Source organism: Saccharomonospora cyanea NA-134, from assembly GCF_000244975.1.
GTDB classification, from domain to species: domain Bacteria; phylum Actinomycetota; class Actinomycetes; order Mycobacteriales; family Pseudonocardiaceae; genus Saccharomonospora; species Saccharomonospora cyanea.
Genome location: NZ_CM001440.1, coordinates 2,009,567 through 2,021,601, shown reverse-complemented (window position 1 = coordinate 2,021,601; position 12,035 = coordinate 2,009,567). Strand labels below are relative to the sequence as shown.

11 protein-coding genes are annotated in these 12,035 nt (G+C 70.6%); 5 read left to right on the top strand and 6 right to left on the bottom strand.

Features of this window, described 5'->3' with window-relative positions; translation table 11 throughout:
* Positions 1–19 precede the first annotated feature (19 nt).
* The 4 genes from SACCYDRAFT_RS09695 (at position 20) to SACCYDRAFT_RS09680 (ending at position 3,956) form a co-directional block, all read left to right on the top strand.
* Positions 20–946 carry an ABC transporter ATP-binding protein gene (locus SACCYDRAFT_RS09695; protein ID WP_043537181.1) on the top strand — a complete coding sequence of 309 codons (927 nt, stop codon included), beginning with the start codon at positions 20–22 and terminating at the stop codon, positions 944–946.
* Entirely contained in the window at positions 943–1,749 is an 807-nt protein-coding gene (locus SACCYDRAFT_RS09690; protein WP_005455762.1) for an ABC transporter permease, read from the top strand. The genes SACCYDRAFT_RS09695 and SACCYDRAFT_RS09690 overlap by 4 nt, the downstream gene beginning before the upstream one ends.
* A 147-nt stretch (positions 1,750–1,896) precedes the next feature.
* Positions 1,897–2,868: a COX15/CtaA family protein gene (locus tag SACCYDRAFT_RS09685; protein WP_043536333.1), complete on the top strand. Its 972-nt coding sequence runs from the start codon at positions 1,897–1,899 to the stop codon at positions 2,866–2,868.
* Between the two features lie 143 nt (positions 2,869–3,011).
* A complete protein-coding gene (locus SACCYDRAFT_RS09680; protein WP_005455758.1) occupies positions 3,012–3,956 on the top strand; it encodes an acyl-CoA desaturase in 945 nt (314 codons plus the stop codon).
* A gap of 18 nt (positions 3,957–3,974) precedes the next feature.
* Here SACCYDRAFT_RS09680 and SACCYDRAFT_RS09675 read toward each other — a convergent pair whose 3' ends face one another.
* The 4 genes from SACCYDRAFT_RS09675 to SACCYDRAFT_RS09660 all read right to left on the bottom strand — a co-directional run bounded on the left by SACCYDRAFT_RS09675 (position 3,975) and on the right by SACCYDRAFT_RS09660 (position 7,826).
* Complete coding sequence (locus tag SACCYDRAFT_RS09675) at positions 3,975–4,847, bottom strand: ATP-grasp domain-containing protein (RefSeq protein WP_005455756.1); 873 nt, start codon at positions 4,845–4,847, stop codon at positions 3,975–3,977.
* Complete coding sequence (locus SACCYDRAFT_RS09670) at positions 4,844–5,980, bottom strand: phosphatase PAP2 family protein (RefSeq protein WP_232283806.1); 1,137 nt, start codon at positions 5,978–5,980, stop codon at positions 4,844–4,846. The genes SACCYDRAFT_RS09675 and SACCYDRAFT_RS09670 overlap by 4 nt, the downstream gene beginning before the upstream one ends.
* A gap of 72 nt (positions 5,981–6,052) precedes the next feature.
* On the bottom strand, positions 6,053–6,748 hold the full coding sequence (locus SACCYDRAFT_RS09665) for a DUF3159 domain-containing protein (RefSeq protein WP_005455747.1): 696 nt from the start codon (positions 6,746–6,748) through the stop codon (positions 6,053–6,055).
* Between the two features lie 103 nt (positions 6,749–6,851).
* Positions 6,852–7,826, bottom strand: coding sequence for a DMT family transporter (locus SACCYDRAFT_RS09660; protein ID WP_005455745.1), 975 nt, complete (start codon positions 7,824–7,826; stop codon positions 6,852–6,854).
* Between the two features lie 114 nt (positions 7,827–7,940).
* Here SACCYDRAFT_RS09660 and SACCYDRAFT_RS09655 point away from each other — a divergent pair, with 114 nt between their 5' ends.
* The gene (locus SACCYDRAFT_RS09655) at positions 7,941–8,912 is read left to right on the top strand and encodes a quinone oxidoreductase family protein (protein ID WP_005455744.1); all 972 of its coding nucleotides are present in this window, start codon (positions 7,941–7,943) and stop codon (positions 8,910–8,912) included.
* A 62-nt stretch (positions 8,913–8,974) separates the two neighbouring features.
* Here SACCYDRAFT_RS09655 and SACCYDRAFT_RS09650 read toward each other — a convergent pair whose 3' ends face one another.
* Together SACCYDRAFT_RS09650 and SACCYDRAFT_RS09645 are read right to left on the bottom strand one after the other, a co-directional pair.
* Positions 8,975–9,586: an FKBP-type peptidyl-prolyl cis-trans isomerase gene (locus SACCYDRAFT_RS09650; protein WP_005455743.1), complete on the bottom strand. Its 612-nt coding sequence runs from the start codon at positions 9,584–9,586 to the stop codon at positions 8,975–8,977.
* A gap of 10 nt (positions 9,587–9,596) precedes the next feature.
* Positions 9,597–11,996, bottom strand: coding sequence for a HelD family protein (locus SACCYDRAFT_RS09645; RefSeq protein WP_005455742.1), 2,400 nt, complete (start codon positions 11,994–11,996; stop codon positions 9,597–9,599).
* Positions 11,997–12,035 lie beyond the last annotated feature (39 nt).

Genomic DNA, 12,035 nt, shown 5'->3' with positions numbered 1-12,035 from the left:
CGCTCTACCCTTGTCAGTCGTGGAAGCAACGGCCGTGGAAATCACCGGCTTGGTGAAACGGTTCGGTGCCGTCACGGCCGTTTCCGGCCTCGACCTGACGATGCCCCGGGCCACGGTGCTCGCCCTTCTCGGCCCCAACGGAGCGGGTAAGACGACCACCGTCGAGATCTGCGAGGGGTTCCAGAACCCCGACGAGGGCACCGTCCGGGTACTGGGGCTCGATCCCGCCCGCGACGGTGCCGCGCTGCGCCCGCGCATCGGTGTCATGCCTCAGGGTGGTGGCGCCTACCCCGGTGTGCGAGCGGCGGACATGCTCCGGCTGGTGGCCTCCTGCGCGGCGAACCCGTTGGACTCCGAGTGGCTTCTCGACGTGCTCGGGCTGTCGTCGGCGCGCCGCACCCCGTTCAAGCGGCTGTCCGGCGGACAGCAGCAGCGACTGTCACTGGCGTGCGCCCTGGTCGGACGCCCCGAACTCGTGTTCCTGGACGAACCGACCGCCGGCATGGACCCACAGGCCCGGCGCCTGGTGTGGGAGCTGCTCGCGGCGTTGCGCGACGACGGCGTGAGCGTGTTGCTCACCACCCACCTCATGGAAGAGGCCGAGGCGCTGGCCGACACCGTGGTCATCGTCGACGGCGGCCGGGTCGTCGCCTCCGGTTCACCGAGCGACCTCACCGCCGAGCACGCCGACGACGCGCAACTGCGGTTCCGCGCGCGACCGGGGCTCGACACCGACCTGCTGGCCGCGGCGCTGCCCGAGGGCTACCTGGTCAAGGAATCCTCGCCCGGCAGCTACCGGGTGTGCGGTGCCGTCGACCCGCAGGTGATCTCCACGGTGACGGCATGGTGTGCCCAGCAGGGCGTACTCGCGGAGGAGCTGCACATCGGCAGGCGCGACCTGGAGGAAGTCTTCCTCGAACTCACCGGACGGGAGCTACGCGCGTGACCACCATGCGAGCCGCGGGCCGACCGCGTTTCGAGCCCGGCACGTTCACCCCGGCGCCGGGACGCGGCCGGATCGGCACGATGCTGTTCACGCACGCCCGTACCGAGATCGGCCTCACTCTGCGTCACGGCGAGCAGATCCTGCTCACGCTGCTCATCCCGCTGGCACTGCTCGTGGGGTTGAGCGTGCTCGACGTCGTGCCCGTTCCCGACGGCGTCACGCAGCGCGTCGACTGGGTCGCCCCGCGCATCCTCGCACTCGCCGTGATGTCGTCGGCCTTCACCGGGCAGGCCATCGCGCTCGGTTTCGACCGCCGCTACGGAGTGCTGAAGCGGCTCGCAGCCACCGCGCTGCCGCGCTGGCTGCTCGTGCTGGGCAAACTCGTCGCCGCTCTCGTCGTGGTGGCCGTCCAGGTCGTGGTGCTCGGCGGCACCGCCGTGGCACTCGGCTGGTCGCCCTCCGCGTCCGGGATCGCCGCCGCCCTCGTGTTGCTCGTGGTGGGCACGGTCGCCTTCGGCGCACTCGGCGTCCTACTCGGCGGTGCGCTGCGCGCGGAGGCCGTGCTCGCCCTGGCCAACATCGTGTGGTTCGTCCTGCTGCTCGCGGGCGGTATCGTGATCGGTCCCGGCACGCTGCCCGGGTTCCTCGCCGCCGTCGTGCCCTACCTGCCCTCGGGAGCGCTGGCGGAGGGCCTGCACGCCGCCCTCGCCGACGGAGCCCTGAGCTGGACGGCCGTGGCCGTGCTGGCCGCCTGGGCCCTCGCCGCCACGGGCCTGGCCACCCGCACCACGAAGCTGACCTGACCCACCTCCACCGTGTGCGCAGCCTGCGCACGCGTGTCCGCAACTCCTGTACGCGCGCCCGCAGCAGCGCTACGCACGGTAGTGGCCGACCTCTTCCCCACCACCGCCCAAACGGACGCGCTACGCGCGGTAGTACTCTTTGGGACCGTGCAGCTGTCTTCGCTCGTCGGTCGCCTGCCCTACCCCTCGCAGGGCCTGCAACGAGCTCTCGCCATCTCCGCCATCATCACGCAGGCCGGCATCGGAGTCACCGGCTCCATCGTGCGCGTGACCGGGTCCGGCCTCGGCTGCCCCACTTGGCCGCAGTGCTTCCCCGGCAGCATGGTCCCGGTCGAGCACCCCGAGTACGCCACGCTCAACCAGTGGATCGAGTACGGCAACCGCCTGCTGACCATCGTCGTGGTGTTCGTCGCGGCCCTGTGCGTGCTCGCGGCCTGGCGGGTCTACCTCGACCACCCGAACCGCAAACGCCTCGTCAAGCTCGCGTGGATCATGCCCGCGGGCGTCGTCGCGCAGGCGATCATCGGCGGCATCACCGTGCTCGCCGATCTGCTGTGGTGGGTCGTCGCCCTGCACTTCCTCCCCTCCACCGTCCTGGTGTGGATGGCGGTCGTCCTGCTACGCGCCTTCAACGAGGGTGACGAACCGCCCCGGTCGCTCGTCCCACGCGCCAGCCGCCCCGTGCTCGGTGCGCTCGTGGTCGCCCTCTCCGGTCTGATCATCGCGGGTACCGTGGTCACCGGAGCAGGCCCACACGGCGGCGACCCGGACGTCGAGCGGCTCGACGCCCCGATCGAGACCCTCACGCGGATCCACTCCTTCTTCCTCTACGCGTTCCTCGCGGTGCTCGTGATCCTGGGAGTCCAGTGGTACCGGGCGCGGGTCGAGAAGAAGCTGTGGGCTCGCTACGCCACCGTGTGGGGCATCGCGCTCGCGCAGGGGCTGCTGGGCATCATCCAGTACCGGCTCGGTATCCCCGAGGCCCTCGTGTCGCTGCACGTGCTCGGTTCGATGCTGGTGATCGCCGCCACCGCCGCGCTGTGGTGTGCCACCCGCGACCGGGGTCCCGTCGTCAGTGCGGCCCCCGCGACCGACCGCCACGCCGTCGGCGCCGCCTGATCACCGGCCGCTCGACCTCCTGCGCACCGCCGCAGCACGGGTCTTCGGTCCGCATGCGATCGCCGCTACGCTGTGCTGCACTGAGTTCGGGATCCCATTTCTGCCCGTTCTCCCTTTCCGCGATTTGAGGTCACAAGCACACGATGAGCAGTACCGTACAGTCGTCCAGCGAACGTCCTTCCGGACCGAAGCCTCTCGTCGGGCACGAGCGCTCCACCGCGCAGATGATCGTGCTCAAGGCCTTCCTGTTGATCCCGTTCGTCGCTCTCGTCGTGGCGATCCCCTTCGCGTGGGGATGGGGGTTGACCTGGCTCGACCTCGCCCTCGCCGCGGTGTTCTACACGGTCGGCACCCTCGGTGTCACCGTCGGATACCACCGGTACTTCACCCACGGCGCGTTCAAGACCAACCGCCCGCTGCGCATCGCGCTCGCCATCACCGGCAGCATGGCCGTACAGGGCTCCGTGATCTTCTGGGTCGCCAGTCACCGCAGGCACCACGCGTTCGCGGACAAGGAGGGCGACCCGCACTCCCCGTGGCTGTTCGGCACGTCGCCGCTGGCGCTGCTGCGCGGTTTCTGGCACGCGCACATGGGCTGGATGTTCAAGCGGGAGGTCACCAACTACGAGAGGTTCGCCCCCGACCTGGTGTCGGACAAGGACCTTCAGGTGGTCAACAAGTTCTTCTGGCTGTGGATCGTGGCGAGCCTGGCCCTGCCGGCCCTTCTGGGCGGGCTGATCACCTGGTCGTGGTGGGGCGCGGTGACGGCGTTCTTCTGGGCCGGCCTCGTGCGTATCGCGTTCTCCCACCACGTGACGTGGTCGGTGAACTCGATCTGCCACATGGTCGGTGAGCGGCCGTTCGCCAGCCGTGACAAGGCCGCGAACTTCTGGCCGCTCGCGATCCTGTCGATGGGCGAGTCCTGGCACAACAGCCACCACGCCGACCCGACGTGTGCCCGGCACGGCGTGCTGCGCGGGCAGATCGACATCTCCGCACGGCTGATCTGGCTGTTCGAGAAGTTCGGCTGGGCTCACAACGTCCGCTGGCCGAAGCCGGAGCGGCTCGCGGCCAAGCGCATCGCCTGACCCCTCCGCCGTTCGCGCTCAGTCGAGCTGGGCGCGAACGGCGGCGGCGAACCGCGAGGAAGCGGCGGAGTCGGCGTGGGCGAAGCCCAGGTACGGCTCCGTCAGCTCCAGTTCGAGCAACAGCGGGGCACCGTCGTTGCCGGTCACCACGTCCACCCGCGCGTACAGCAGGTCGGACCGCGTGACGCCCAGCAGCCCGATGGCCGCGTCCAGCGCCTCCTCGGCGGCCCTCCGGTGAGCGGGCTCCGGCCGGGCCGCCGTGAGCTTCTCGGCCCCGGAGACACCCGTGCCGTCCCGGTGGACACCGGTCAGCATGGCCGCCTTGGTGAACGCGTGCGAGTACACCCCGCCGATAAACACGAGCGCGGTCTCGCCGTGGGCGTCCACGTGAGCCTGGTAGGGCTGCACGAGAGCCGCGCGGCCGTCCGCGTGCAGGTCGCGCAGGTGCTCGGCGGCGCGGTCCCGATCTCCCGGCCCGAACCTCCTCGCCCCCAACGATCCGGCACCGACGACCGGTTTCACCACGTACTCCCCGTCGGGCCAGCACGCGGTGTCCCCGATCTCCACCAGGTCGGTGGGCACGATCGGCACACCGGCCTCGGCGAGATCGAGCAGGTAGCGTTTGTCGGTGTTCCACCGCGCCACGGCGGCGGAGTTACGCAGGTGCGGCACACTGTCACACCACGCGAGGAACTCGTCCCGGCGCCCGGAGTAGTCCCAGGTCGCCCTCAGCACGACCAGGTCGGCGGCGGTGAAGTCGACGTCGCCGTCGTCCCACACCGCCCAGCGCGACTCCACGCCAGCGTCGGTGAGCGCCCGAATGACGGCGTGTTCGTCGCCCGAGCCCTCGGGCAGCTTCCTGCAGCCTGCGAACAGTACCCGTGCGGTCACCGGCGGGCCAGCGGACCGGCCATCCGCCTGCGGTGCTCGGCGCCGATCACCGTGGCGCCCACGGTCTCGGCGTCCCACTCGGCGGCTTCCACCCCGTCGACCGCCTCGATCAGCGCCTCGCCCGTCTCGACGCTCGGCACCACGACGTCGCCGAGGGCACCGTCGTCGCCCACGAGCACGACCCTCGCTCCGGCACGCCCGATGCGCTGGACGACGGCCTTCACGGGCTTACCGTGTTCGGTGACGAACGCGCGAGCGGCGGCCAGCTGCGCGGGCTTCACGGGGACTGGGGCTGTGGCGTCGGTTGCGGTCTCAGTCACGGCGTCAGTGTAGGGCGGCCGACGCGGCCGCCACAGCGTTCGCCGGGAGGAAGCGGCCCACGTCACCGACCGACCACCGAGAGCGTCGGCGGCCCGGGCTCCCAACCAGACCACGACCACGCCACCGAGGGCGTCCAGCCAGTAGTGGTTCCCCGTGGCCACGATCACCACGAACGTCACGAACACGTGCCCGGCGCTGGCCACCTGTGCCGCGCATGGGGCACCGGCGCGCGCGAGGGCCACCGAAGCCCACAGCGCCCAGCCGAGGTGCAGCGAAGGCATGGCAGCGAGCTGGTTCGCGCCCTCGACCATGGGAGAGCCCCACGAGCCCCAGGTTCCGCCCAACCGCACGGTGTCGAGGAATCCGGCTCCGGGCAGCAGCCGCGGTGGCGCCACCGGATACAGCCAGAAGCACAGGATCGCGACGAGGTTGACGGCCACGAACGCGTTGCGCCCCCACACGTAGTGTTCGGGCCTGCGCCGATACAGCCACACCAGCGTGATCAGCGTGACGGCGAGATAGCTGAACGCGTACTCGTAGTTGGCCACGATCGTGAGCCAGCCACGGTCGGCGATCCAGTGGTTCACCGACCGCTCGAAGTCGGTGTGGAGCGCGGCCTCCAGAGCGAGGATGTCCTCACCGTTGGTGACGGCCCGCCGGTCGTGTCCGGGCAGCGGGAGCCCACCCAGCAGCGAATACACGCCGAAGAGGACGAGTCCGAGCAGGATCTCGACCCACCACCTCGGACGCCGGCGCCGCCGTTTGCCGGTGGGGCCTGGGGTGGTGCCCGTCACCGACCCTGCCGTGAGCACACCCTCCGTATACCACGCACCGGACGGTGCCGCGCACACGCGCGATCGGCAGGGTGACGGCGGCGGCGCGGATCAGGCGGGCACGGGTGCGGGGGTGGGCTTGCGGCCGAGCCGGAGGGTCACGTCAGGCAGTGAACGCAACGAGCGCCAACCGTGTCCTGCGCAGATCGCGATGGTGAGCGCCGTCAACAGGCCGCTGAGCACGCCACGGGAGAACAACCCGGCGTCGACGCTCCACTGCAGGAACGCGAGGGTCATGGCGCCGTCGAGCAACCGCGACCCGCCCCACATGAGGGCGACGTTGACGAACACCTTCTGCACCCGCTGGTGGGCGAAGAGTTCGGCCGGTAGGTGCACGAAGTCGCGGGCGAGCCGCGCCGTGATTGGCTTGCCGAGCATCGCGCTGCCGACGAACAGCAGGAACATGAACACCGATCCGACGACCGGTTGGAGCACGTAGACGACGGCGCTGGACGTGACGAGCGCGAACAGTGCTCTGGCCACCAGCATGCCGGTGGCCAGCAGGAGCGTGTGCGGCACCTGGCGGCGCAGCAGCCTGCGCATACCGATGACGAACGCGCTCCAGCCGAGAACCGCCACCAGCCCGGGGACGAGGCCGGCCACGTTCAGCAGCAGCATGAACAGCAGCGTGGGCACGACCGCCGTTTCCAGTGCCAGCACGACGGCGTGGGTGATGGTGGCCCGCAGGTGCGGGATCTCGATGACCAGGCGCCGGTCGTCGGACGAATCCGAAGCGTTGTGGGGCACGATGAGGGATCTTTCGGGTCGGGGCCAGGGCCGGGGGGAACGGCCGTGACGCCGGGCGGACGTGTCCTCATCGCCAGGATGACTCACCCGCCCGGGCCGTGTCCTAAACGTTACCTCGAATGGGGTAAACTCCGTGTGTCGCGGTGCTACGTGTCTCTAACCTCACAGCAGGCGAGTGCGCCAGGCCGAGCGCGCCGACGACCAGCAGGACGCCCGCCACGCCCACGGCGGCGAGCGGGCCCGGTTCGGTGGAGGGCACGGCGTTGAACACCAGCAGTCCGATCGTGAAGCTCACACCGGGGTTCACGGTGGACATCACGGCCACCGCCGCCGAGAGGGAACCCGACCCGTAGGCCTGGTGGCCGAGGACGAGCCCCGACAACGTCGTGACGGCGAGCAGGTAACCCGGCCAGTCCTTGGCCGTCGCGGCCACTCCCTCGTCGGCCAGGCTGTCCGCGGTGAGCTTCATCATGGCGGCGCTCATCGCGTAGCAGATTCCCGCGCCCGCGGCGACGAGCGCGCTGTAGGCGAGCGGTCCCTGATGCTGGGCGATCTGCAACAGCGTGACGATCGTGAGCGCGGCCACCACGACCGCGATCACGAGCCGATCGCGGTCCGGCTCGCCCTCCATCGGCGCCGCACCCTCCACGGACAGGAACAGCGCCACACCACCGGTGATGGCGAGAGCGGCGAGCCAGTCCCGCAACGGAGGCCATCGGCGCACGGCCGCGGACGCCATGGGCAGCGCGAAGAGCAACTGGGTCACCAGCAGCGGTTGCACCAGAGCGACCGAGCCGAAGTGCAACGCGGCGGCCTGACTGGCGAACCCCCCGAGGTTCGTGGTCCACCCCGCGAGCCACACCCGCTGCCGCAGCAGCCGTCGGAACAGCCACAGCACGGGAAGCCGGTGAGTGCTGGCCCGGTGCTCGGAGTCGGAATCGGCCGCGTGCAACACCGCGCGGCGTTGCAGCGCCGCCGAGGCGGCGAAGAGGAACGCCGCCGTGAATCCGAGAGCGACAGGCAGTACCACGTTGAAGACCAGCGCCGAGACGGCGCGTGCGATTCCCGAAGACGTCACGCGATGAGGTACGTCGCATTCATCAGGGTACGCCGACGACGCCGCCCTCGGTTCCCGAAGAAGATCGTGTTGAGTGGAGGTCACACAACCACACGGATCAGGAGGAGGACACGCATGGTCACGGCGATCCGCATCGAACGGACCGGAGGACCGGAGGTGCTCGACGTCGCCGACATCGACGTCACGGCGCCAGGACCGGGGGAGATCCTGGTCGAGGTGGTCGCGGCCGGGGTCAACTACATCGACACCTACCAGCGCGGTGGCATCTACCCGGTGCCCCTGCCCTACACGCCGGGTATGGAGGGCGCGGGCCGGGTGGTCGCGGTGGGTGACGGGGTCACCGAACTCTCGGTAGGCGACCGGGTGGCCTGGCAGGGAGTGCCGGGTAGCTACGCCGGGCAGACCGTCGTGCCCGCCGACGTCGCGGTGAGGATTCCCGAGGGTGTGTCGGAGGAGACGGCGGCCGCGGTCATGCTGCAGGGCATCACCGCGCACTACCTCACCGCGTCCACCCATCCCGTCAGGGAGGGTGAGACCGTGCTGGTGCATGCGGCGGCGGGTGGTGTCGGGCTGCTTCTCACGCAGTTGGCGAAAGCCCGGGGAGCGCGGGTGATCGGCACGGTGTCGACACCGGAGAAGGAGCGGCTGGCCCGTGACACCGGTGCCGACGAGGTCATCCGCTACACCGAGCAGGACTTCGTGACCGTCACTCGCGAGTTGACCCACGGCGAGGGCGTCGACGTGGTGTACGACGGCGTCGGCGCCTCGACCTACGAGGGCAGCCTGTCCTGCCTGCGTCCGCGCGGCCTTCTCGCGCTGTTCGGCGCGGCGAGCGGGCCGGTGCCCCCGATCGACCCGCAACGTCTCAACAAGGGCGGTTCGTTGTTCCTCACGCGTCCCACGAGCGCCGACTACACGCGCACCCGGCAGGAACTCGAGTGGCGGGTCGGCGAGTTGTTCGACGGACTCGCCAAGGGACGGCTGACCGTCCGGATCGGCGCGCGGTACGCGCTGACCGACGCCCGGAAGGCCCACGAGGATCTGGAAGGACGCCGTACCACCGGCAAGGTGCTGCTGCTGCCCTGACGCGCGTGTCGTGAGTGGACGGGCGGGAAACGCCACGTCCACTCACGACGCGGGCAGGTGGGTCACTGCTGCGGCGCGATGTCCACGACCTCGGCGACCACCACGAGGGTCTCGCCGGCCAGGGGGTGGTCGCTGTCCTGGGCGAAGCCCATGTCCTGGGGCACGACGACCAGACGCCGCGTGCCCTCCTGGGCACCCTGCAACGCCTCGTTCCACCCCTCGAATCCCGGCTGCTGCTCACCGAGCTGGACGCTCAGCACACCGAGCTCGCCGAAGGAGTTCTCCTTCACCTCGCCGTCCGACCACGAAACGATCGAGTAGTCGACGTCGAGCTGGTCGCCCTCGGCGGCGGGCTGACCGGTGCCGGGCTGCAGCTCGCGGGTCAGCAACTCGGTCGGCGCCGCACAGTCCTGGGGGATCGTGACCTGGTAGCCCTCGCCTTCACCGGCCTGAGCGACCTCGATGTCCTCGGCCGTGCAGGCCTCGCCCTGGTCGCCCTGCGGCGACGTGGGCGACGTCGGCCGCTGGGTGCCCTGTGCGGGCTGCGCCGCCTGCTCCGACGGCGTGGTGTCGGCTCCTGGAGGCAGGTCCGAGGGCTGCTCGTTCGGCGGCGAGCACGCCGCGAGCGCCGCGGCGACGGCCGCCACGGTAATGATCTTGCCAGCGTTGCGCATGGTTGACACCCTATCCGGCCGCCGACGAGGACCTTTGCTCGCCTGAGAGTGCGGGCATCGGCGATGCCGTGTGGACGATGCCCAACCGCTGAGTGGCCCGGGTGAGAGCCACGTACAGGTCGTTGAGGCCCCGCGGCGACGCCGCGACGATGCCCTCCGGGTCCACCACGAGCACGGCGTCGAACTCCAGCCCCTTCGCCCGGTCCACGGTGAGCACGGACACCCTCGGGTTGTCCTCCGTGTCGTCGAGTCCCGCGGCGGCCTGCGTCCCGGCGAGCTCGGCCGCCAGGCGTCCCTCCTCGGAATCCGGGCACAGCACCGCGAGCGTCCCACCTCCCCGCTCCCGCGTGAGTGCGGCCAGTTCCTCGTCCACCCATCGGCGGACGTCCGCGGCGAGCGAGTCGGAGGAACTCGATCGCTGCCAAGGCTCGACGCCGGACTTGCGCACCGACCTGGGGGCGGACAGCCGAGGGTTGATCTCGGCGAGCACCGCGGAGGCCAGCTCCATGATCTCGGCGGGTGTGCGGTAGTTCACGGTGAGCTCACGGAACCGCCAGCGGTCGGCGACGTACGGCCGCAGCACCCGGTCCCACGACGAAGTGCCCGCGGCCGATCCGGTCTGCGACACGTCCCCCACCAAGGTCATCGACCGGCTGGGACATCGGCGCATGAGCAACCGCCAGTCCATTTCCGACAGTTCCTGGGCCTCGTCGACGATGACGTGCCCGAACGTCCAGGAGCGGTCGAGCGCCGCACGCTGGGCCGCGGTGAGGTCACTGGCGGCCTCCTGCCGCTCCGCCAGCAGCTCCGCGTCGAGGACGTCGCGTACCCGGACGACCTCCTCATCGATGATCTCGTCGTCCTGCTCCAGGACGTGCAGCACGCCCTCGGCGTAGGCGCGTTCCTCACGGCGCTGCCGTTCCCTGCGGGCGCGGGCCTCGGTGTCGTCCTCGCCCAGCAGTTCGGCGAGCTCGTCCAGCAGCGGCACGTCGGCGGGCGTCCACAGCGACCCCGGCCTGCGCAGCAGCGTCCGCCACTCCTCCTCCGCCAGGACGTCCGCGGCGGCCGAGCCCAGGCGTTCGGAGTCGGTGAGCAGGTCGCTGAGCAGCTCCTGCGGGGTGAGCTTCGGCCACAGCGACTGCAGCGCGGCCTGCACCGCCGGGTCCTCGGCCAGTTCCTGGCGGATGGTGGCGTGGTCGCGCGCGTCGAGCATGGGACCGCTGTCCGTCTCGTCGGCCGCCAGCGGGATCTCGGGCAGGTCGTCGAGCACGTCCGACTCGAGTTTCCGCACCGACTGGTCGGCCAACGCGTCGAGCAGTCGGTCCACGAACACCCGGCGCGCGAGGTTGTGGGGCCGCAGCGTCTGGCGCGCCTTCGACCTCGCCCGCTCACACGTCTCACGGTCGAGAACCAGGACCTCCCCGCCCTCGACCGGCACCTCCAGGACGTCATCGGGAACGGTCTGGCGGTCCCGCACGGCCTGCGCGAGCACCTCGGTCATTTCCAGCCTGCCCTTGATCTCCGCGACCTCGGGGCTGTCGATCCCCGTGGCGGACAGCCCGGGGAACAGCTCACCGATGGTGGAGAGCAGCACGCCCGTCTCACCCAGCGACGGCAGCACCTGTCCGATGTAGCGCAGGAACGTACTGTTGGGCCCGACGACGAGCACACCGCGCGTGGTGAGCTGCCTGCGATAGGTGTAGAGCAGGTACGCGGCGCGGTGGAGCGCCACGGCGGTCTTGCCGGTGCCGGGGCCGCCCTGCACCACCAGCACACCGTTCAGGTCGGCGCGGATGATGCGGTCCTGCTCCGCCTGGATGGTGGACACGATGTCGGACATCTCGCCGGTGCGTCTGCGCTCCAGCGCCGACAGCAGCGCGGCCTCACCCGCGAGACCGAGGTGGTCGGTGTGTTCGCCCGCGCCGAGGTCCAGCACTTCGTCGTCGATGCCGACGACCCGGCGGCTCAGCGTCCGGATGTGCCTGCGGCGGCGGACGCCCTCCGGGGAGGCCGCCGTGGCGAGGTAGAACGGGCGCGCGACGGGCGCCCGCCAGTCGATGAGCAGCGGACGGTAGTCGTCGCTCTCGTCGAACAGGCCGACACGGCCGATGTAGATGGTCGGGTCGTCGTCGGCGGCGCCTTCGGCGAAGTCGAGCCTGCCGAAGCACAACCCCTGCTCCACGGACTTGAGCTGGGCGAGCCGGTCGCTGTAGGTGGCGGTGGCCGCCTCACGTTCGGCCGCCGCCTGCGGTGGCCCTCCCGAAGCGCGCAGCGTGTCGGTGAGCCTGCGGTCGGCGAGCTCGCGCTCGGCGTCGAGCCGGTCGTAGAGCATCGAGACGTACGCCTGCTCCGCGGCGATCTCGGCGCTCCTGGCCTGCTTCGGCTTCGAGGTCTGCGGGTCGAACGTCATTGTGCTGTCGGGTTCCCGATGATGCGGGGACACGGACAC